The organism is Limibacillus sp. MBR-115, from assembly GCF_040549425.1.
Taxonomy (GTDB): Bacteria; Pseudomonadota; Alphaproteobacteria; order Kiloniellales; family CECT-8803; genus Limibacillus; species Limibacillus halophilus.
Genome location: NZ_JBEPTJ010000006.1, coordinates 164252 through 186477 on the forward strand (window position 1 = coordinate 164252; position 22226 = coordinate 186477).

The 22226-nt window shown below is 59.6% G+C and carries 17 protein-coding genes; 8 read left to right on the forward strand and 9 right to left on the reverse strand.

The window, feature by feature from the left end; all coding sequences use genetic code 11:
- Positions 1-9 precede the first annotated feature (9 nt).
- Both ABIE63_RS13535 and ABIE63_RS13540 read right to left on the reverse strand, forming a co-directional pair.
- Positions 10-786, reverse strand: coding sequence for an SDR family NAD(P)-dependent oxidoreductase (locus ABIE63_RS13535; protein ID WP_354505022.1), 777 nt, complete (start codon positions 784-786; stop codon positions 10-12).
- A gap of 103 nt (positions 787-889) precedes the next feature.
- A complete protein-coding gene (locus ABIE63_RS13540) occupies positions 890-2785 on the reverse strand; it encodes a propionyl-CoA synthetase (RefSeq protein ID WP_354505023.1) in 1896 nt (631 codons plus the stop codon).
- A 164-nt stretch (positions 2786-2949) separates the two neighbouring features.
- On the opposite strand from ABIE63_RS13540, the gene ABIE63_RS13545 reads away from it, so the two are divergent.
- Positions 2950-4575, forward strand: a complete 1626-nt coding sequence (locus tag ABIE63_RS13545) for an acyl-CoA synthetase (protein WP_354505024.1) — start codon at positions 2950-2952, stop codon at positions 4573-4575.
- 76 nt (positions 4576-4651) lie between these two features.
- On the forward strand, positions 4652-6598 hold the full coding sequence (locus tag ABIE63_RS13550) for an acyltransferase family protein (protein ID WP_354505025.1): 1947 nt from the start codon (positions 4652-4654) through the stop codon (positions 6596-6598).
- Between the two features lie 9 nt (positions 6599-6607).
- On the opposite strand, the gene trxB is transcribed toward ABIE63_RS13550, so the two are convergent.
- The 4 genes from trxB to ABIE63_RS13570 form a co-directional block, all read right to left on the reverse strand.
- Positions 6608-7582 (reverse strand): thioredoxin-disulfide reductase, encoded by a 975-nt coding sequence (gene trxB / locus ABIE63_RS13555; protein WP_183417668.1) that lies wholly within the window; start codon positions 7580-7582, stop codon positions 6608-6610.
- 110 nt (positions 7583-7692) lie between these two features.
- Positions 7693-9642 carry a hypothetical protein gene (locus tag ABIE63_RS13560; protein WP_354505026.1) on the reverse strand — a complete coding sequence of 650 codons (1950 nt, stop codon included), beginning with the start codon at positions 9640-9642 and terminating at the stop codon, positions 7693-7695.
- A gap of 73 nt (positions 9643-9715) precedes the next feature.
- Positions 9716-10342, reverse strand: coding sequence for a 2OG-Fe(II) oxygenase (locus tag ABIE63_RS13565; RefSeq protein ID WP_354505027.1), 627 nt, complete (start codon positions 10340-10342; stop codon positions 9716-9718).
- 161 nt (positions 10343-10503) lie between these two features.
- Positions 10504-11505 carry a mitochondrial fission ELM1 family protein gene (locus ABIE63_RS13570; RefSeq protein WP_354505028.1) on the reverse strand — a complete coding sequence of 334 codons (1002 nt, stop codon included), beginning with the start codon at positions 11503-11505 and terminating at the stop codon, positions 10504-10506.
- Between the two features lie 133 nt (positions 11506-11638).
- Between ABIE63_RS13570 and ABIE63_RS13575 the strand changes: the two genes are divergently transcribed.
- Positions 11639-12124: an Lrp/AsnC family transcriptional regulator gene (locus ABIE63_RS13575; RefSeq protein ID WP_183417664.1), complete on the forward strand. Its 486-nt coding sequence runs from the start codon at positions 11639-11641 to the stop codon at positions 12122-12124.
- A gap of 86 nt (positions 12125-12210) precedes the next feature.
- Here the strand turns inward: ABIE63_RS13575 and greA are convergent, their stop codons facing one another.
- Positions 12211-12687, reverse strand: a complete 477-nt coding sequence (gene greA, locus ABIE63_RS13580; RefSeq protein ID WP_221205934.1) for a transcription elongation factor GreA — start codon at positions 12685-12687, stop codon at positions 12211-12213.
- 110 nt (positions 12688-12797) lie between these two features.
- The gene (gene carB / locus ABIE63_RS13585; RefSeq protein ID WP_354505029.1) at positions 12798-16058 is read right to left on the reverse strand and encodes a carbamoyl-phosphate synthase large subunit; all 3261 of its coding nucleotides are present in this window, start codon (positions 16056-16058) and stop codon (positions 12798-12800) included.
- Between the two features lie 303 nt (positions 16059-16361).
- Between carB and ABIE63_RS13590 the strand changes: the two genes are divergently transcribed.
- Genes ABIE63_RS13590 through ABIE63_RS13600 form a run of 3 tightly spaced genes read left to right on the forward strand, consistent with a single transcriptional unit; the run spans position 16362 to position 18066 of the window.
- Complete coding sequence (locus tag ABIE63_RS13590; protein ID WP_354505030.1) at positions 16362-16853, forward strand: hypothetical protein; 492 nt, start codon at positions 16362-16364, stop codon at positions 16851-16853.
- Between the two features lie 5 nt (positions 16854-16858).
- On the forward strand, positions 16859-17413 hold the full coding sequence (locus tag ABIE63_RS13595; RefSeq protein WP_354505031.1) for a hypothetical protein: 555 nt from the start codon (positions 16859-16861) through the stop codon (positions 17411-17413).
- The gene (locus tag ABIE63_RS13600; protein WP_354505032.1) at positions 17410-18066 is read left to right on the forward strand and encodes an SCO family protein; all 657 of its coding nucleotides are present in this window, start codon (positions 17410-17412) and stop codon (positions 18064-18066) included. Before ABIE63_RS13595 ends, ABIE63_RS13600 begins: the two co-directional genes overlap by 4 nt.
- A gap of 7 nt (positions 18067-18073) precedes the next feature.
- Here ABIE63_RS13600 and carA read toward each other — a convergent pair whose 3' ends face one another.
- On the reverse strand, positions 18074-19255 hold the full coding sequence (gene carA, locus ABIE63_RS13605; RefSeq protein ID WP_354505063.1) for a glutamine-hydrolyzing carbamoyl-phosphate synthase small subunit: 1182 nt from the start codon (positions 19253-19255) through the stop codon (positions 18074-18076).
- A gap of 337 nt (positions 19256-19592) precedes the next feature.
- Here carA and ABIE63_RS13610 point away from each other — a divergent pair, with 337 nt between their 5' ends.
- Both ABIE63_RS13610 and dnaG read left to right on the forward strand, forming a co-directional pair.
- Positions 19593-20048 (forward strand): GatB/YqeY domain-containing protein, encoded by a 456-nt coding sequence (locus ABIE63_RS13610; RefSeq protein WP_354505033.1) that lies wholly within the window; start codon positions 19593-19595, stop codon positions 20046-20048.
- Between the two features lie 235 nt (positions 20049-20283).
- Positions 20284-22158, forward strand: a complete 1875-nt coding sequence (gene dnaG / locus ABIE63_RS13615; protein WP_354505034.1) for a DNA primase — start codon at positions 20284-20286, stop codon at positions 22156-22158.
- Positions 22159-22226 lie beyond the last annotated feature (68 nt).

The following is a 22226-nucleotide window of genomic DNA, read 5'->3' on the forward strand; positions in this document are numbered from 1 at the left end:
GTTTTGACGTCAGGCCTTGACCGGTACGGTGTAATTCAAGGCCATCCGTCCGCCGTCCGGATAGATCGTCTGGCCGGTTATATAGCTCGAATCCTTGCTGGCCAGGAAAAGCGCCACGCTAGCGATTTCTTCAGGCTCACCGACGCGGCCCATTGGCGTACGCGAGAGAATGCCGCGTATTTTTTCCGGATCGTTTGCGACCTGCTCGAACACCTCGGTACGGATGGAACCCGGGCCAATCGCGTTGACGCGTATATCGTGCTCGGTCAAGGACAGGGCCATCACCTTGGTCAACTGCATCACGCCGCCCTTGGAGACCACGTAAGGGGTGATGGCTGGGATGGCCATGACGGCGTTCACGGACGACATATTGATGATCGTGCCACCGCCGCCTTGCTTGACCATCTGACGGGCTGCGGCCTGTCCGGTGAGAAAGACCCCTTTCAGGTTGACGCGCAAGACGCGGTCGAAGTCGGCTTCGTCCAGGTCGAGAAAGCTCGCCGCATGGACGATCCCGGCATTCGCGATGGCACAGTCGATGCGCCCGTAGCCTGCCACTGCAGCGGCAATGAGGCTGTCCACCTCTGCTTTGCTGCCGACATCGCAGGACACGAACAGCGCTTCACCGCCAGAAGCTTGAATCTCCTCGACTGCTTCCTCGCCGCGGGCGACGTTGACATCGGCCAGAACGACCTTGGCGCCTTCCTCGGCAAATCGTTTGGCGCAGGCCTTACCGATGCCGGCCGCGCCGCCGGTGATGACCGCAACCTGATCTTTCAGACGCATATTCTTCTCCCTCCAGTATACTCGTCGCTACTGGTTCTATCGGTGCCGGGAGAGGGCTGCAAGAGGGCAGACCGGCAAAGCGGCGACCTTTGATCAAAGTTATCTATCTGCGAGCGTAGCCCAGGCCCGAAAGCGCCGCGGCTATTTCATCGAGAATGGCCGGATCGTCGATGGTTGCCGGTGGCTTGAAGCTCTCGCCATCGGCGATCTGCCGCATGGTGCGCCGCAGGATCTTTCCGCTACGGGTCTTGGGCAGTCGTTTGATCACGGCGACCAGCTTAAAAGCCGCTACCGGGCCAATCTTTTCCCGCACCAGCTTCACCAGCTCCGCCTGAATTTCAGAATCCACGCGCTGGCAGCCGGCATTCAAAACGACGAACCCAAGCGGCACCTGTCCTTTCAAGCTGTCAGCCACGCCGATAACAGCGCACTCCGCGACGTCCGGATGGCTCGCCAGGACTTCCTCCATGCCGCCTGTGGACAGGCGATGTCCGGCGACGTTGATGATGTCGTCAGTCCGGGCCATAACGAAGATATAGCCGTCCTCGTCGATGTACCCCGCATCACCGGTTTTATAGAAACCGGGATATTCAGCGAGGTAGGCTTCGTGGAAGCGGTCCTGCGCTTGCCATAACGTCGGCAGGCTGGCAGGCGGAAGCGGCAGCTTGCAGACGATGGCGCCAATGGTGCCGGGCGCCACCTCGTGTCCGTCTCCGTCAAGAACCCGAACATCCCATCCAGGGGCCGCCACAGTGGGCGAGCCGGGTTTGACCGGTAACGGCTCGACGCCCATCGGATTGGCGGCAATCGACCAACCGGTTTCCGTTTGCCACCAGTGATCGATCACCGGCACCTTGAGTTTCTCCTGCGCCCAAACAAGCGTGTCCGGGTCACAGCGCTCTCCCGCGAGGAACAGGGCGCGGTAATGACTGAGATCATAGTTGGCCAGCAGTTTGCCTTCAGGGTCCTGTTGCCGAATGGCGCGAAAAGCCGTTGGTGCGGTAAAAAGCGTTGTAACCTTGTGTTCGGCGATGACGCGCCAGAAGGCGCCGGCGTCGGGCGTGCCGACCGGCTTGCCCTCGTACATGACCGTGGTATTGCCGTTCAAGAGCGGAGCGTAGACGATGTAGGAATGTCCGACGACCCATCCGACATCCGACGCCGCCCAATAAACCTCGCCTGGCTCCACGTCATAGATATTTTTCATCGACCAGTGCAGGGCGACAGCATGACCGCCGTTGTCGCGCACGATTCCTTTGGGCTGGCCGGTGGTGCCGGAAGTATAGAGGATGTAGAGCGGGTCGGTGGCTGCAACGCTGACGCAAGGGTGCGGCGAAACGTCCTCCGTCGCCGCCTGCCAGTCGAGATCGCGTCCGGCGGTAAGCGGCGCGGGCGATTGGGGGCGTTGCAGGATTACGCAGAACGAAGGCTTATGATCAGCCAGATCGATGGCACCATCCAACAGCGGCTTGTAGGGAATCACCCGGCCCGGCTCAATGCCGCAGGATGCTGTCACGATGGCCTTGGGTTTGGCGTCATTGATGCGTGTGGCCAACTCGTTGGAAGCAAATCCGCCGAACACCACGGAATGAATGGCACCAAGACGCGCGCAGGCGAGCATGGCAATGGCCGCCTCGGGCACCATCGGCATATAGATGATGACGCGATCGCCTTTGGCCACGCCGTTCTTAGCCAGCAAACCGGCAAACCGCGCCACGGCATCGCGCAGTTCGCGGTAAGTGAAGCGCTGCTGGCTTTCGGTCAGGGGCGAGTCGTGAATGAGAGCCAATTGATCGGCTCGACCATTTTCAACGTGACGATCAAGAGCGTTGTAGCAAGTGTTCAGCATGCCACCGGCAAACCAGCGACTATAAGGCGCGTTGCTATCGTCGAGCACCTTGTCCCATTTTCGATCCCAATGCAGAGCTTCCGCGGCCTCGGCCCAAAACCCTTCCTTATCGTCGATGGAACGCTTGTAGAGTGCGTCGTACTTCGCCATCAATCGTTTCCTCCCCGCTTAAGGTTTCTTATCCTTTTGCCAAAGGACTCTAGGACGCACCAGCCTTCGGCGAAAGGGTTCAGCAATCGCCGACCTGCCGCAGTTTTATATTGCATCTGCAAGGACGGCTTTTAAAAGTTAGGGTTGATTGCAGGAGAATGTCTATGACCGCAGCTTACGAATCCGGCCTTGGCAGCAATGCTGCAAACTATGTCCCGCTTTCGCCAATAAGCTTTTTATTCAGGACTGCCGAGGTTTTTCCGGACCGCTTGGCTGTCGCGCATGGTCGCCGCCGCTACACTTGGACGCAGACAAAGGAGCGCTGCTGTAGGCTTGCTTCTGCTTTAACCAAGCGGGGAATTGGCAAGGGCGATACCGTGGCAGCCTTTTTGCCTAATATTCCGGAAATGTTCGAAGCGCATCAGGGCGTCCCCATGACCGGCGCCGTGCTCAACGCTATCAACTATCGTCTCGACGCGGCTTCCGTCGCCTTCATCTTGAAGCATGGCGAAGCCAAAGTCTTGATTACAGACAGTGAATACGCGCCCTTGATGCGTGATGCGCTGGCGCAGGTATCGCAGCCAATTCTGGTGATCGACGTAGAGGACAGCGAGGGGCCTGGCGGTGAGCGGTTGGGCAGTCTGGATTACGAGAGTTTCTTGTCGGAAGGCGAATCGCACTTCGATTGGCGGCCGCCGGTCGACGAGTGGGATGCCATCTCGCTCAATTACACTTCCGGTACGACCGGCGATCCGAAGGGCGTCGTCTATCACCACCGCGGCGCCTATCTCAATGCGGTAGGTAATGCGCTCACTTGGTCCTTGCCGCAGTTTCCCGTCTATCTCTGGACCTTGCCGATGTTTCATTGCAATGGCTGGTGTTTCCCCTGGACCATCACGGCCAAGGCCGGGACCCACGTTTGCTTGCGGCGGGTTGAAGCAGGCTTGATTTATAAAGCCTTGGCGGAGGAACGCGTAACCCATCTGTGCGGCGCGCCGATCGTCATGCAGATGTTGGTGAACGTTGGACCCGACGAGAGCCGTGAATTCGATCAGAAGGTCAAATTCATGACCGCCGCCGCACCGCCGCCGGCGAGCGTTCTCGCGCGCATGGCCCAGATCGGCGTGGAGGTTACGCATGTCTATGGTCTGACGGAAGTTTACGGCCCGGCGGTCGTATGCGAGTGGGACCCACGCTGGGACGACCTTCCGCTAGACCAGCAGGCCGCGCTGAAATCACGCCAGGGGGTTACCTATCCCGTCCAGGAGGCCTTGATGGTGGCGGATCCGCAAACTCTTGAGCCGGTGCCGCGCGACGGTGAGACCATTGGCGAGGTTTTCTTGCGCGGCAATATCACGATGAAGGGATATCTGAAGAACGCCGAAGCGACGGAAGAAGCGTTCGCCGGCGGGTGGTTCCACAGCGGTGATCTCGGCGTCATGCATCCGGATGGCTATATCGAACTGAAAGATCGTTCGAAGGACATCATCATTTCGGGTGGCGAGAACATCTCCTCGATCGAGGTCGAAAACGTGCTCTATCGCCACGTTGCGGTGGCAGCGGTTGCGGTGGTGGCGAAACCCGATGAGAAATGGGGCGAGACGCCCTGCGCCTTCGTGGAATTGGTCCCGGGCGCCGAGGTCGATGCCGAGGAACTGATCGCGTTTTGCCGCGAACGCATGGCGCGCTTCAAGGCACCGCGCAATGTGGTCTTTGGCCCTTTGCCCAAGACCTCAACGGGTAAAATCCAGAAGTTCGAACTGCGGTTGCGTTTGCGGTCCGAATCATAATCTGGGAAAAGAGGACCGACCTGTGCGGTGATACAGGGAAGATAAAAGCCCATAAAAAAGGGGCTCTGGGGGGTGAATGCGCTCTGAGCGTGTATTCAGGCCGGATATTGAGGGGCTCCGCGGCCTTTCCGTACTTTTGATCGTGTTTTACCACCTGGAGGTTTCACTGCTTCCAGGCGGCTTCATCGGCGTCGATGTTTTCTTTGTCATCAGCGGTTTTCTGATCACCCGGCTGATTATTGACGACATTTCCGCCGGAACATTCACCTTCCGCGCCTTCTACCTTCGCCGCTTAAGGCGGCTTGGACCGGCTCTGCTCTTTACGCTTGCGGTGAGCTTGTTTTTGGCTGCTCTAAGTCTGTCCGGCGGTCGGCTTCTCGATCATATTCTGGCAACGCTTTGGGCCCTTTTGGGCCTGTCGAACATTTTTTTCTGGATCCAAACGGATTACTTGCAAGAGCCGGGCGGGCTCGCCCTTTTGCATACCTGGTCCCTGGGTGTCGAGGAGCAGTTCTATCTAATCTGGCCAGCGGTTCTGGTGTTGCTTTCCGGAAGCGGTGCTTTTGCTGGGCGCTGGTTTCTCCCCGCCACGTCGTCGTTTTTGATTGCCGTAGCGGCGGGGAGCTTGGCCCTAAGCGAATACTGGCTTGACCGAGACGCCTCGGCGGTCTTCTTTCTTACACCCTTTCGCGCTGCCGAGTTTGCTGCGGGCGCTTTGCTGGTTTTCTTCTCGCGCCAACTCGTTCGGATCCCGATGGTGATCAGGAACGCCATGGTGGTTTGCGGGTTGGGGAGCATTCTGTTTGCGGCACTGCGCTACAGCGTGGAAATGCGTTTCCCGGGGCTATCATCCCTGATTCCGGTGGTGGGGGCGGTTCTAATCATTGCCGCTGGCGATCCAAGTGTACTCAGGATGCCACTCGGCAATCGGCCATTGCGTTGGATTGGCCGAATTTCCTACTCGCTTTATCTCATCCATTTTCCGGTCATCGTGTTCTTCGGTCTATGGTCCTTGCTGCCAAATCCTTTCCTGGACGGCCTTGCGATGTTCTTGCTGTCGGTGCTGTCGGCGTGGGGCATTTACCATTGGATCGAGCAGCCCTTCAGAGCCCGGAATATCGAGGCAACAAACACCGGCTCTAAGCGATTCTTGGCTGGACTGGGCGGCATTGCGTGCGTGATTGCCGTGGCGTGCGCAATCCTATGGCAAAGCGGTGGGCTCTATGACCGCCTTGCTGAGCAATCACGGGCCTTGGAGGCCCACCGCGTGGACATTTCGCGCCTTCGCCGCAGGAACATCAGATTTCCCGAATGCCACATGGATTTCAGGGTCGACGACTGGAAGAAGTACTACAGCGTGGCATTCGAATCCTGCAATCCTGTGTCGCCGGGCCGGAGCTACACAATGGTTGTCGGCGACAGTACGGCTGCGGATTTCTGGCGGGCGCTGCGGGAGGCTTATCAGGTCGAGGTTCTGCAGTTTACCGGAAACGGTTGTGTCCGTAATGAGAAAGCGCATTGCGCCTTCCTGTACCGCGCGGCGGAGACGTTCATCCTTGCCCACAAGGACCAAATCGATACGGTTTTCGTCACGGGTGCATACCGGGATGCCACCCATCATTTCCACCTCGATTGGGCGCTTCGTTTGCAGAAAAAGGGCGTCCCGGTGGTGCTGGTCGGCGCCCCTCCCTATCTGCCCTTTCGGGTGATGCCGACAGCTATTCAGCTCGGCTCGGTTGAAGCTCTGGTCAGAAAAACGGGTGGCAAGGTATCCGACATGTCCGCAGCGGAAAACGGACGCCTGGCCGCCAAGGCCAGGAAATCGGGGCTTCCCTACCTATCGCGCAGCACCCTGTTCTGTCCGTTGGAAACCTGCGAACTCGCCAATGCACAGGCCGAAGCCTACTTTCTGGATCACCGTCACATGACCCCGGCCGGGATTTCCCAACTCGGCAAAATACTACGACGGCGTTTCACCTCGTTGGACGACGTGATCGCATACGCCTTTGCAACGCTGAAGTAGCGCCTGTTGCTATTCGGCTGCTGCGGCCACCTCGTTCTCGGCCAGGAAACGCTCGGCCTCGAGCGCCGCCATGCAGCCCATACCGGCCGCCGTCACGGCCTGACGGTAAATCTTGTCCTTGACGTCGCCGGCGGCATAGACGCCCGGCAAGCTGGTCGCCGTTGAATCCGGGGCGGTCACGATGTAACCCTCGTGGTCGAGATCGAGCTTGCCCTTGAACAGAACCGTCGCCGGATCGTGCCCGATGGCGATGAACAGGCCGTCGGCGGGAATCTGGCGGGTACTGCCATCGACGGTGCTCTTCAACGAGACGCCGGTAACGCCCAAGGGATCTTCGTCGCCGATCACGTCTTCGACGACATGGTTCCAAATAACCTCGATCTTGGGATGCTTGAAAAGCCGGTCTTGCGTCACCTTCTCGGCGCGCAGTTCGTCGCGCCGGTGGATCAGCGTCACCTTGGTTGCAAAGTTGGTCAAAAAGAGCGCTTCCTCGACGGCAGTATTGCCGCCGCCGACCACCGCAACTTCCTTGCCGCGGTAGAAGAAGCCATCGCAAGTCGCACAGGCCGACACGCCGAAGCCACGGAACTTTTCTTCGCTCTCCAGGCCGAGCCAGCGCGCTGTGGCGCCGGTGGCGATGATCAGAACGTCGCAGCTATAGTTTCTGCCGGAATCGCCTTTCAGAAGATAAGGACGCTTGCTGAAATCGACCTCCAGGATGGTATCGGTCACGAAATCGGTGCCGACATGAACAGCCTGCGCCTGCATCTGCTCCATCAACCAGGGACCTTGAATTGTCTCGGCGAACCCCGGGTAGTTCTCGACATCTGTCGTGATGGAGAGCTGGCCGCCGGGCTGCAGTCCCGAGATCAGGCGCGGCTGGAGGTTTGCGCGCGCGGCATAGATTGCCGCGGTGTATCCGGCCGGGCCGGAGCCCAGGATCAAGACCTTGCTGTGGTCGCTGCTGCTCGTCGAATCGCTCATGCTGTCCTCTATGAAACTTAGCGGTCAAAGATAGGAAGCCGATGCGCCTCCTGCAACCCCGGGGAACGCGCTTTGCCGGCCTAGTGCGCGCTGGCGTCGTTGCCGCCGCCCTAGAAGCCAAACATGTGGTCCAGGCTAAAAGCGTCGCTGCCGCGCTCGACGCCGTGATACCCAAAAAGGCGGCAGCTGGAGTCGCGGATGATCACATAGGCGTTTGGCCCCGCAGATTCCAAGGTCTCGGAACCGTACAACGTGGCGGGGTCCCAAAGTCGAGAGCCGCTACAGGCAATCTCTAGGTTCTCGCTTGCAACCGGTCTGCCGGTGCCATCGTGCAGCGTCAAGGTGGTTTGGCTGTGTGGGTGCCAGGGGGTCGAAGCGGGGTAGATCAAGTGGCAAAAGGTCCGCCAGGGCAGGGGAGCCACGGGCAGATACAGCCGCGTCGACAGGCCCGGCGGATGTCCCGCGTAGGATTGCGGCTCGCCTTTGAACGTTATCACGCTGTTGAAGATATGCGCCCCAAAGGAGGTGTCCGCCGCATGGCCCGATTGGCGGTCGTGATAGCGGAACAGGGCATGCAGCCACCCGTCTGCTTCGCCGCCGTCGCTAAAGTCGTAGAAGAGTTCCATATGACCCCAGCCGCCGGACTCCGAATACTCTTCCCCGGCTAATCCATCTGGCAGGAGCGCATCCATGTCGAGCTCCAACGCATGGTCACGCGGTAGTAGGCCCAGAGGCTGACGGAGCAGTTCCTTTCCCTGGGGGTCGTAGAGGGCAACGGCCAACGGCAGGCTTGTTTGCGCACTGGACATAGGTGTCGCAAGCGCCAAGCTGCGATAACGTTTGGTCGGCAGGATCGGCGCCGGTAGCAAATACCCCTTGCCAAGCGCAGGCATGGCCTTGCGAATGGCTGGGTCGAGGGTCAAATCCGATCTTTCGACGTTCGGATGTGCGATCCGGCGCCGGAAGGGCGCTTTGGGCCCGTCTGCCTCGACCCGCCACAAAACCTCGTAGCGGGGGCGAACCATGTGCTTGCCCGCGTGAATCTCTATCTGTGCCGGCCATCGGACCTCAGGCAGCAGCCGTTTGGTATCGAGCGGCAGCGTGGCGAAGGCGGGAACCTGTTCGTCCAGCGTAACGATACGCTCGTCACCCATCCGGCTGAGTCCGATGGCCCCGGCGGGGATGGGGCAGGGATGGCTATTCTGAACCCAGAGCAACACCTCCTCGCCCGCCGCCGGTGCGGGCAGGCCAGCGTATCGATCGGCCGGCCAAGCATTGGCATCGTGGGTTGCCGACAGGACGTTATCCAAATCGCCATAGGTTTCCAGCGCATACTTGACCACATCGTGTCCGGCCGAGCCGATCACGTGCAAAAACAACTGCCCGGTGAAGCCTGCCAGCCCGAAGCGTTCACGCACCGTCTCGCTTTCGATTGCGATGGCTGCATAGGAGTCGGCCGGCTCCTCGTTCCACTGAGCCAGGACGCGCCCCTGCTGGTCGAAAAGGCAGCACCATATCTGCGGCGCCTCGGCGCCGTAACCGGACCAATAATTCGTCGTCGTCAGGCGTGTGTGTAGCCCGCCATCATCCCGGAAAAAGGCGAAGTTGGTGGCAAAATTAAGTGGAGCCAGATAGCTGTTCCGGTCCGTCAGGAAGCCGTCCGGCAACCGTAGACCGTCATCCAGACTAACCAGTTCGGCGGTCTCGGGAAGCAGATGGCGGATGTGTTCCTTGAGCCTGTCCGCATCGTAGGCGATCAGCAAAACACAGTCGGCGTCGCATCGCGGCAACTCCGTCACCGGTCGCGTGGTTTGACCGCACAAGGTCTTGCCGACGTCGCCAAGGTCTTGCACGAAAAGCCCGGAGATCTCCAAGCCGGAAATGTCATGGATCTGATGGAACGTGGATAGCAGATCAAGAGGGTCGTAGAGCGCGACTTTGCGATTGCTCAAGCGCTCCAGGAAAGCTTCGGCATCACGTGCTACGAGAGGGTGGCTGATCGCCTTATAGAAAGTGTTGCCCCCCTTTCGGCTACTGAAAGTCTCCAGATTCAGCGCCATATCATTCCCCTGCTCACGTTCCGAAACTCTATCCCGGGCCGGTATGGCATCAGGTGTACCCGCAGTTGGTGCTTCATGTTGGCCGAACCTTGGAGAACAAAGTCTTTATCCACGCAGAAAACCCATGGCGCCACTGCTCGCGTCTGACGACCGCTGCGTCGGTCACCCAGTTGATTTGCAGGACCTGTCGAACGCCCTCGTAAGGCTTATGCCCGTGCCATGACCTGTCCGTGCAGCGAAAGACCAATAGGGTGCCAGCTTGCGGCTCTACTTCGACGGCATAGTCTTCGATGTCCGCCGGTCCCTTCAAAAGGCGCAAGCGGCCATTGTCATCGGACCAGTCGTCGTTCAGGTAGAGAAGGGCGGTTAGCAGCTTATCGTCGGAATCCCGATGGATGCGGCCGTCTTTGGCTCGGCTCCGGGCGCGCAGTGTCATCAAGGTCGGATGCTTGGACAAATCGAGCCCGAACTTACGGCCGAGGGCGATGGCAACCTGAGACCCTTGCAGCTGTTCCGCCAGGCGCGTAAGCGCCGGTCCGCACGGCAGGCTGGAGAGCGGAAAGCTGCCGCCCTTGGCAACCGCGGGAAAATCCTGAAGCACCGCCTGGACGTCAGCGGGCGCGAGGAAGCCAGACACGATGCAGTGGTCGAACGGCTGGGCGACCAACGGCGCACCTTCCAGAGCGTCGAGGTTCAGCATTGGAGTTTCTTGTTGTCGCGAGAGAGGCATTTCGCCGCCTTGTTTGTCATTACGCCCATTCCCCCTTGCCGCATAGATCCAAATCGGGCGCCGCCTGCTTCTGGAGGATCATTATCCACTTGCCCATGATCCCGCAACCGCCACCCTTCACTGGGCAACCTTCAGGAGCCGGCGCGACGGCCTAAATGATCCGCGATCCGGGTTGCCAGAATCCCGGCAACACGCTGCGCTTCTTGCAAGGGTTCATAGTGCCAGTTCTCGAGCCGTCCAGAAAAGACGCGCGTAATTCCCCTGTCCCGGAGGTTCTTGTGAAACCGCGTAAACTTGCGCGATCCGCCAGGTAAATCGAGCACCATCAGGGGCTTTCCGGTGGCCGCCGCCTCGCAGAGCATGTTCACGCTGTCAGCTGTGACCAACAGGTAATCCGCCAGCGCCAGGTAGCTCAGGTAGGGATTCTCGCCGTCACCGGCATCGCCCCATACCGGACAACCCAGTTGTTCGCCCGCATGGCGAAGCCGCGCCTTGATGACATCCGGCGTACGATTGGACGCGGAAATCATGAGGCTGCCGTGCAGCGCTTTGCTTGCGTCGATTGCGGCGGTGAGGTGCTCCTCGATAACGGCAGTGGGCATAGTGTAGACGCCGTTGGGACCGCCGATCAGGACGGCAACGCGGGGGTGTGGGAGGTTTTGCAGGTAGGGCGCTGCCTGCGCTGCGGCCTGTGTCAACGCTGTCGGCGTCACGCGACCGAGGGCCCCCGTGGTCGTGATAACTCCGTCTCTTGCTCCCTGGCCGTCGTGATCCGGCAGGATTACAGCATCGAAACGATCCGTTGGCAGTGTTGGGTTTTGAATCTGCACGGTGTAGCAGCCGCCGCCCGACGTTTTGCGAATGGCCGCCGCCAGGGCAGCAGTTTTGCGGCCGGTGGCGATCAGTACCTCGGGCCAGGGCGGCTCAAGACTATCCCCCGTTGGGCTGAGGCTCGCGAAAGGCAGTGGCTGTAGGATCGGCGGCAACCAGCGCCAGGGCACGCGGAGGTCGATGCGTTTGATCGTCGGTACCATACCGAGCCGCTCAGCCAAGCCAAGGCATTGAGTTTCCATTCCGGGACGACCGTCGCTCAGCACCCAGCAGCGCGTGCGCTCAGTGAATTCCTTGATCATGCCCGAAAGAAACCCCGGTAATTATTGCGGCGCAATGCCAAAAATCTCCTGGCCGGTCAAAGTTGGCCCTTGAAGTTCACAGCGATCGTGAAATATTATTGCGCAGGAAAGAATTTACTTGGAGTCTTAATACATGCGGCGAGTGAAGCTCGACGGCATCGATCTGCGCATCCTGAAGGACCTTCAAGCTGATGGACGCATGACCAATGTCGACCTTGCAAAGCGCGCGGGCATCTCCGCGCCGCCTTGCTTGCGTCGGGTGCGTGCGCTTGAGGAAGGCGGGTTTATCAAGGGCTATCACGCGGATCTGGATTCGGAGGCTCTTGGCTACGAGGTGGTGTTTTTTGCCCTTGTCGGCCTCAATGGACAGAGCGAGGCGGTGCTGTCCGCCTTCCAGGCACAAATTGCCAATTGGCCCGAGGTGCGTGAGTGTCATATGGCGCGCGGAGCGGATGATTTCGTTTTGAAGCTCGTGGCTCGTAATACGGCGCACGAGAACGAACTAACTGAAAAACTGACGTCCGCGCCAAATGTGGCCACGGTGCGGACCATCCAAGTCATCAAGACTTCCAAGGACAAGCCGGGTGTGCCAGTGCCCTCAACGCCGGACGAGGATTGATCGAGGGATTTTAAGTATCTGCACGCCGAAATCAAAAAGGGCCGCTCATGCGGCCCTTTTCCATTGTTGCGGGCTAAAGGGCTTGTTCAGACCCAGGTGACGCCCAGAATTTCATACTGTTTGGCGCCGCGCGGGGTATCGACCTCGACCGAATCCCCGACGGACTTGCCGATGATCGCGCGCGCGATCGGCGATGTGATGCCGATGCGCCCTTGCTTTACGTCCGCTTCGTCCTCGCCCACGAGCTGATAGGTCATCTCCTCGTCTGTGTCTTCGTCGACCAGAGTGACGGTCGCGCCGAATTTAACGGTGTCCCCGGACAGCTTCGAGACGTCGATAACCTCGGCGCGCGAAACCTTGTCTTCCAACTCGGCAACGCGGCCCTCGATGAAGCTTTGGCGTTCCCGCGCCGCATGATACTCGGCGTTCTCGGAAAGATCGCCATGCTCGCGCGCGGCGGCGATTGCCTTGATTACAGCGGGACGCTCGACCGAACGCAGGTGCCTCAGCTCTTCCTGGAGCTGTTCATAGCCACTGGCGGTCATGGGCAGTTTGGCGGTCATTAATTGCTATCCCCAGAGTCTGCCTTCGCGGGTCATCGGGACCCCCCCGATTACCCGAACGAGAGTAAAAGAAAAACACCCCGCCGAACGACAGCTCAGCGGAGCGAAACTTAGAACGATCCGCTAAAATAAGCCTGCAGCGGCGCAACTTCAAGCTGTCCGGTTTTCAAAGCGCGGATTGCCTTGGTCGCTGCGAGGCTTCCGGCGACGGTCGTGTAGTACGGTATACCGGCGTTTAAGGCCGTTTGGCGGATCTCAAAGGAATCCTGGATGGCCTTGGCGCCTTCGGTTGTATTGAAGACCAGCGCGATGCTGCCGTTCTTCATGGAATCAACCACATGGGGCCGGCCTTCGCGGACCTTGTTGATGAGGGAAACCTCAAGCCCCTGGGCCCGCATATAATCGGCGGTTCCCACCGTGCAGACTACCTCGAAGCCCATATCAACCAACTCTCGCGCAACGACCGCCATTTTTGCCTTGTCGGCATCCTTGACCGACAGGAAGACCGATCCTTCGGTCGGCAGCTTTACGCCCGCACCCAATTGCGACTTGGCGAAGGCATGGGCGAAATCCTTGTCGATGCCCATGACTTCACCGGTCGACTTCATCTCAGGACCCAGGATCACATCGACACCCGGGAAGCGGGCGAAGGGGAATACGGCTTCCTTCACGGCGACATGCTGCGAGCGGGCGCGGTCAAGCTGGAAGGACGATAGCTTTGCCCCTGCCATGATGCGGGCGGCAATCTTCGCGACAGGAAGACCGGTGGCCTTGGCGACGAAGGGGACCGTGCGGCTGGCGCGCGGATTAACCTCCAGGATGTAGATATCCTCACCGACAATAGCGAACTGCACATTCATCAACCCGACGACACCCAGTGCCAGAGCCAGTTGCTTCGATTGGCGCTCGATCTCTTCGATGATTGCGGCAGACAGGCTGTGCGGAGGCAGGCTGCAGGCGGAATCGCCAGAGTGAATTCCGGCTTCTTCAATATGTTCCATAATTCCGGCGACGTGAACCTGAGCGCCATCGCAAAGGACGTCTACGTCGACTTCGGTAGCGTCACGCAGGTAGTTGTCGACAAGCACCGGGTTGCGTCCGGATACCTTCACGGCGGTGTCGATGTAGCGTTCCAACTCGGCTTCGCTGTACACGATCTCCATAGCGCGACCCCCCAGGACGTAGGAGGGACGCAGCAAAACCGGATAGCCGATACTTTCGGCGGCGCGCTTTGCCTCGTCTTTCGAGCGGGCAATGCCGTTGGCGGGTTGCTTGAGGTTGAGCTTGTTCAGCAGAGCCTGAAAGCGCTCCCGGTCTTCAGCCAGATCAATGGCGTCCGGAGGCGTCCCTAGGATCGGCACATCGGCACGCTGCAGTGCTTCTGCAAGCTTCAGTGGCGTTTGGCCGCCGAATTGAACGATAACGCCCAGCAACTGGCCCTTGCTCTGCTCTTTGCGGGCGATCTCGATCACGTCTTCAGCGGTCAGCGGCTCGAAGTACAGCCGGTCGGAAGTATCGTAGTCGGTCGACACGGTTTCGGGATTGCAGTTGACCATGATGGTCTCAATCCCGGCCTCCTTAAGTGCGTAGGCGGCGTGAACACAGCAGTAGTCGAATTCGATGCCCTGCCCGATCCGATTGGGCCCGCCACCCAGGATCATAACCTTCTGCCGATCGCTGGGGTCGGCTTCGCACTCGCTTTGGCCGCTGGCGTCGCCTTCGTAGCAGGCATACATGTAGGGCGTGGGTGAGGGGAATTCGCCCGCGCAGGTATCAATCCGCTTATAGACAGGTAGAGCGCCCGCCGCGCGGCGAATCTTCGATACCGCGTCTTCATCGTGGCCGGTCAACTCGCCAAGGCGCGCGTCGGAGAAGCCCATCTTCTTGACCTTGAGCCAAGCCAACCGACCCTCCGGAAGGCCCTGTTTGCGAAGCCGTTCCTCGGCGCTGACGAGCCCGGCAATCTGCTCCAGGAACCAGGGGTCGTACTTCGTGGCGTTCTGGATTTCCGCCACCGTCATGCCGTGACGCAACGCCTGGGCAATGGTCAAGATCCGATCCGGCTTGGGTTTTGCCAACTCGGTCCGGATCGCATCCTTGTCGACGACGCCTTTGGCGTCCAGCGCCCCCGGAATCTCGACTTCGTTCAATCCGTTGAGGCCGGTTTCCATCGACCGCAAAGCCTTTTGCAGGGATTCCTGGAAACTACGGCCGATCGACATCGCCTCGCCAACCGACTTCATGGCCGTGGTCAGATAGGGCTGGGCGCCCTTAAATTTCTCGAAAGTAAAGCGCGGCATTTTGGTGACGACATAGTCGATGGTCGGTTCGAACGACGCAGGCGTCACCTTGGTGATGTCGTTATCAAGTTCGTCAAGGCGGTAGCCGACAGCCAGCTTGGCGGCAACCTTGGCAATGGGAAAACCGGTTGCCTTCGAGGCCAAGGCAGAGGAGCGCGACACCCGCGGGTTCATCTCGATCACCACCAGTTCGCCGCTGTCGGGGTTGACCGCGAACTGCACGTTCGACCCGCCGGTATCGACGCCGATCTCGCGCAAACAGGCGATCGAGGCGTCGCGCATGATCTGATATTCCTTGTCGGTCAGGGTCAGGGCCGGTGCCACTGTGACGCTGTCTCCGGTGTGGATGCCCATCGGGTCTACGTTCTCGATGGAGCAGATGATGATGCAGTTGTCGGCGCCGTCGCGCACGACTTCCATTTCATATTCCTTCCAGCCCAGAACAGACTGTTCGATCAACACCTGATGAACCGGCGAGGCGCGGAGGCCGCCGGTCACGATCTCCTGGAACTCCTCGGCGTTGTAGGCGATGCCGCCGCCGGTGCCGCCCAATGTAAAGGATGGCCGGATAATGGCGGGCAAACCGACGATTTCCAGCGCCGCAATCGCTTCGTTGTAGGTTTTGACCAATCGCGAGGTCGGCGACTTCAGGCCGATCTTGTCCATGGCCTCGCGGAACAATTGGCGGTCCTCGGCTTTCTCGATGACGTCGGCCCTGGCGCCGATGAGCTCCACACCCAAGCGCTCAAGCACGCCCTCGTTGGCGAGCGTCAAACCGGTGTTGAGCGCGGTCTGTCCGCCCATGGTCGGCAAAAGCGCATCCGGGCGCTCCTTTTCCAAGATCTTGGTAACGACCTCAGGTGTGATTGGTTCGATGTAAGTCGCATCGGCCAGCCCGGGATCGGTCATGATTGTCGCCGGATTGGAGTTCACGAGAATGACCCGGTAGCCCTCTTCGCGCAGCGCTTTGCAGGCCTGGACGCCTGAGTAATCGAACTCACAAGCCTGCCCGATAACGATGGGGCCGGCGCCGATGATCATGATCGATTTGATGTCTGTCCGTTTGGGCATGCACGCGCTCTAAATAGGCGCATTCTGGCCATTCGCGGCCGAACGCGCAGGGAAAAACCAAAGGGCCTATTGCTAAAGCCGGACTTCTGCCACGCCATCGCCGCCATGAAAAGGATATTCTGGCCTGCCGGGGGCGATTCTGTCCTTTGCCGTCCCGATTGCCTCACGAAACTGTCAAGCAAGGTGTTTCGGATTCTATTCTCGATTAAGCAATGATGGACGGTGAGGGACGTGCAAAGGCGACTCAAAAAAGGCCGCGGTCAAGGTCGCGCCGACACGCCCGGAACAGGAAAGGTCCGGAAAATGTCTGTTTCCCGTCAAATCCTCCAATCCGCCATGGCGCTGGGACTGTTCATGAGCGCCAGCTTTGGGACAATCATCACAATGTCTGCCGGGCAAGCTAAAGCCGCCAAGCCTGAGGCGGTCACACTCACCGGTGAATTGATCGATTCCTTCTGTTACTTGTCGGGCGTGATGGGCGGACCGGAAGCTGTTGTCGGCACCGCGCATCACAAGTGCGCTCTCTGGTGCGCCGCCGGCGGCATCCCTGTTGGGCTGCTATCGGAAGACGGCACGGTTTATATGATCTTGCAGGTGGAAGGGGATTCCTCCGCAGCGCCGCCGCCGTCGCTCTTTCCTAAGATGAGCCATAAGGTCACCGTCGATGGCGAGGTCTACCGACGGGACGGAATCAATTATCTCATCATCCGCAATCTATCCAGCGACGCGGGCATCGTGAACATGACCCATGAGGATTTCGGCGTTGTGCCTCCCTTTGCCCTGCCGGCGGAGTAGTGACCATGAAAACGTTGATAGCAGCTTTGACGATAACGGCGGTCTACGGATTTTCCGGCCCATCGATGGCAGCCAACGAGTGGGGGCTGACGAACGAAGAGGTCGTGCGCTTCGACGGCACGGTCGTGGACGTGCTGGCGACCTTGACGGGTGAGCCCTCATCGGATTGTGGCGGGGGGCACCGTCAAATCGGAATTCTCAAGGTGGATGGCGCGTTGGTGCTGACCGGCAAGAATAGCCTCAACTTTACCGGCACCACTCATGAACTCGCCGAATTCTGTGGCCAGGAGGTTACGGTCGACGGCCTGATGACCGGCCACTCAGGGACGACGTTCATGGTGGTTCAGTTCGTGCGCCCCAAGGGCGGCGAATGGCGTTCTACCAAGCGCAGCATCGGACAGTGGAGCAAGGCGGGGTGGGCCGAGGCCAACGGGTATAAGGCCGATGGGCCGGAGAGCAACCGGTGGTTCGATAACGATAAACGCATACTGGAGGCCCTTGGTAAGGACGGCTTCCTGGGTGTTGGCAAGGAAGCCGACGAGGCTTTCCTGAAAGAATGATGCGGGCGGCTTTCCTGGGCTGGCTAGTGGCTCTGGGACTGGGTTTGTCCAGCGAACCGCTGTTGGCGCATGAAAAGCACAAGCACAATCCGTTGACGCCTTCCGTAACACCGGGAGACACCCAACCCGTGGCAATCGGCGGGGATGATCTGCCTTTTACCGTCGGCGGACCCTTTTCGCTCATCGATCAGAACGGCAGGACGGTGACGGAAGCGGATTTCCTTGGGCGGCCTTTCCTGGTCTTCTTTGGGTACAGCAACTGCGAGGATTTCTGTCCGGTCGGGCTGCAGGTCATGCTGGAGGCGTTGGATCACCTGGGCGCGCGCGGGGCGGCCCTTCAACCTGTGATGATCACCGTCGATCCCGACCATGATACGCCGGAAGTCCTTGCGGCCTTTGCTGCGGAGCTGGACCCGCGTTTGACGGCCTTGACCGGCACGGCGGAATCCTTGGCGTCTGTCTGGAAAGCCTACCACGTGAACACAAAGAAGTTGCCGCCCAGTATCCTGACTGGACAACCCGTTTTTGCACACGACGCCTATCTCTACCTAATGGGATCGAGGGGTGAGTTTCTGACCCTTCTCCCGCCGATACTTTCCGCATCGCGCATGGCGGAAATCATCGCGGCTTATCTAGGGGCGCCTCAGGGTTAGGCGGGAGCTAGGCCTTCGCTTTCTCGATGTTGGCGATAAAGCGCTTGAAGAGATAGTGGCTGTCATGCGGTCCGGGGCTGGCTTCCGGGTGATACTGCACCGAGAAGATCGGCTTGCCGATAACGCGCAGTCCCTCGTTTGACCCGTCGAACAAGCTGACGTGGCTTGGCTCCACGCCTTCGGGCAAGCTCTCGTCAAGAACGACGAACCCGTGGTTCTGGCTGGTGATCTCGACGCGGCCCGTCTCCAGGTCTTTGACCGGATGATTGGCGCCGCGATGCCCCAGATGCATTTTCTCCGTCTTTGCGCCCAAGGCCAAAGCCAAAATCTGGTGGCCCAGGCAGATACCGAAGATCGGCAGCCCTTTCTCCACCAAACCTCGGACGACGGGGACGGCATAAGCACCGGTTGCCGCCGGGTCGCCGGGGCCGTTCGACAGGAAAATCCCATCGGGTTGATGTACCAGGATATCCTCCAGGGTTGCCTCGGCGGGCACCACGGTCACCGCGCAATCCAAACCCGCCAGATTGCGCAAAATGTTGCGCTTGGCGCCGTAGTCGACGGCCACGACCTTGTGTCGCGGCGCTTCCGCTTTGCCATAGCCTGATTCCAGCGTCCAGGGCGTCTCGTCCCAATGGTAGGTCTGGCGGCAGGTCACGTCCTTGGCCAAATCCATACCTTCCAACCCGGCAAAGGCCTTGGCCTTGGCGCGGAGGGCTTCAATATCGAACCGGCCTTCCAGACTATGGGCGATACAGCCGTGCGGCGCGCCGGAATCGCGGATGTGGCGGGTCATGGCGCGCGTATCCAGACCGGCGATGCCGGTTAGGCCGTTGCTCTTGAGCCAGGTGTCGAGATGCTGAACGGAGCGCCAGTTGGACGGGTCGGTGATATCGGCGCGCAGAATTAAACCGCGTGCAGAGGGTGTCGTTGTTTCGAGATCTTCCAGATTGGCCCCGACGTTGCCGATGTGCGGAAAGGTGAAGGTGATGATCTGCCCGGCGTAGGAAGGATCAGTCAGGATTTCCTGGTAACCTGTCATCGAGGTGTTGAAGCAGACCTCGCCTACAGTTTCACCCTGGGCGCCTATTCCTTGCCCCCAGAATACGTTGCCGTCGGCCAGAACCAGAACTGCTGTACAGCCTTCTGGCACCTTTCCCGAGGTGGACGATTTGGGTGGGGTTTCTATGGTCACGGGCATTGCTTCCTCGTCTCACCTGGGATTGGTTTCCAGCCATTACGCGCACAAAAGCGCCGGATGTCCCAAGGGTCCATCTTGCGATTTTCCCGCGACGCCCGGCTCGCGACTGCGCATCCTGGCCAGTCACGCAATCAAAACTTGCTGCTAAGCCGCTTTGATAGAAGATGGGAGCCGCTAGGTCAAGGTAAGTTCCGGGAAAAAAATACAGCAAAATCAATAAGTTAAAAATTCATTCAAGAATTTGCCTTCTTTCGACCTTTGCGTTAGTCTCCGCCGCCTTCGAAGACCGGTTGTTTTTGAGCAAAAAGAACTCAGGAGTTCGCCCATGTTGCGAAGCGATTTGAGCGAGGCGCTTAAGCAGGCGCTTAAACAAAAAGAGCAAACGGCCACCTCGACGCTGCGTCTTATCCTCGCGGCGCTCAAGGACCGGGACATCGCCGCGCGAAGCAAGGGGCAGATGGAAGGCATCGAAGAGGCCGAGATTTTGGAAATGCTGCAGAAGATGATCAAGCAGCGTGAAGAGTCCATCACAGCATTCGACAAGGGCGGCCGTCCGGATCTGGTGGAAAAGGAACGCGCCGAGATAGAGGTCATTCGTCGTTTCCTGCCCCAAGGACTTTCCGAGGCCGAATCGCAAACCGTGATCGACGAAACGATCGCCGAACTGGAAGCGGCAAGCATCAAGGACATGGGGCGCGTCATGGCGTTGCTGAAGGAACGCTATCCCGGGCGCATGGATTTTTCGCTGGCCAGCCGATTGGTAAAGGAACGGCTTGCCTGAGGCCTTGGCAATTGAAGCCTGCGCACAGGATAATCGCGCCGGACGCGTTCCATCCACAGGTTAACCACAGAATCATCCCGAACTTTCTGATAACGAAACCGAAGACGCCGTCCGCGGCGGGTGGGTTCTGCCGTGCTTTTTGTTACAATGCGTTCCCCTTGGACAGTCCTTTAGGGCATCAGCCCTGGACGCACCTCCCCTCCGTGGGGGGCTCTCTTGGACTCGGAATGAACTGATGGCTTTTCCTGTTGCCTTCCTCGATGAGTTGCGCCAGCGCCTGCCGCTGTCCGACGTCGTCGGCCGCCGCGTGCGCCTGGTCAAGCGCGGCCGGGAGCACAGCGGTCTTTGCCCATTCCACAATGAAAAATCACCATCCTTCACGGTTAGTGACGACAAGGGGTTCTACCACTGCTTTGGCTGCGGTGCGCATGGTGACGTCATCAAGTTTGCGCAGGATACCGAGGGGCTTTCGTTCCCCGAAGCCATTGAAAGGCTAGCGGCGGAGGCAGGTCTTGAAGTGCCTCGAGAATCGCCGGAAGAACGGCAACGCGCCGAACGGGTCGCAAGCCTGCATGACGTTGTGGAAACGGCCTGTCTGTGGTTTGAGGAGCAGTTGGGAAGCGCCGCCGGAAAATCGGCGCGCGATTACCTGGACGGCAGAGGACTCGTCGGTCCGGTATTGAGGCGCTTCCGCATTGGCTATGCGCCGAACCAGCGCGGATCGCTGCGTAAGGCGCTAAACGCCAAAGGCATTCATGACGACAAGTTGGTTGCAGCCGGACTGCTAAAGCGTGCCGATGATGACAGTCTGCGCGACTATTTCTTTGACCGTGTGATGATTCCCATCTCCGACCGCCGTGGTCGCATCATAGCCTTTGGTGGACGTGCACTGGGGGATTCGCCTGCAAAGTATCTCAACTCTCCCGACGGTGACCTGTTTCATAAGGGCCGGATTCTTTATAACCTCGCGGGCGCCCGGCAGGCCTTGAGCGCGCGCAGCGGTGTAGAAGCGGCGCGTCTGGTCGTGGTCGAGGGTTACATGGATGTCATCGCCCTGGCCGAGAACGGATTTCCGGCCGCTGTGGCGCCGCTGGGAACGGCCGTGACGGAAGATCAAATACGCGCACTCTGGCGTCTGGCCGACACACCGTTACTTTGTTTGGATGGGGATGCCGCTGGACTGCGGGCAGCCAGTCGGGCCGCCGAACGCGCCCTACCGTTGCTGCGGCCCGGGCGTTCTTTGCGTTTTGCATTTCTTCCCTCCGGCGAAGACCCGGACAGTTTGGTGCGGACCCAAGGTCCCGCTGCCTTGGCAAGCATTCTGGATAAGGCCATCCCCCTGGACGAACTCTTGTGGCGCCAGGCATTGGACGGACGAGCCCTGACCACACCTGAAGAACGCGCCGCTCTTCGCGAAGCCTTGCGGCATCTTTCGTCCAGTATTTCGGATAACGATGTGCGTGAAGCCTATGCGCAGGAGTTTCGCAAACGGTTGGAACACTTGTTCAATCCGCAAACGCAATCGACGGCGCGGGATCGTCGCCAGGGCGGTTTCGGCCGGAGCTACGGCCACGGGCTTGGCCCGGGCGACAAGCGCAGGAGAGGGCGGCAAGCGGCGTCGATGCTTGGATCGGGCGCGCAGGCAGCGACCTTGTTGCGCCAGCCACCCGAGTTACTCCGGCGGCGCAGCGAGGAGCTGCTGCTCGCCACCTTGATCAACCACCCGTCCTTGATCGAAGACCGCGCCGAACAGTTGGCCGAGGCGCCGCTGGGCAGTCCTGATCTGATCCGTCTGCGCGCAGCCCTTTTGGACAGCCAAGCAAGCCACCCGGGACTTGACAGAGAGGCGCTTCAATGCCACCTCTGCGAAGCGGGTTATTCCGGTCTTTTGGAACGATTATTGAGCCGAGACGTTTATGTGCATGGCAGTTTTGCCCGGCCGGAGGCCGCCTTGGATCAGGCTGGAAGCGGTTGGCAGGACGTATTTGCTCATGTTCAGAGCGAACGTTTGCAGCGCGAACGCGATGAAGCCGAGAGGCGGTGGGCGGAAGAACCAACGGAAGAGAATCTTGCGCAGTTGAGCGCCTCGCGGTCGGGTGATGGCGTATAGAGGTAATCGGGCGGCAGGCAACAGCGGAGCGCTCATGGCTCTCGTACAAACGTACGAATTGGGAAAGT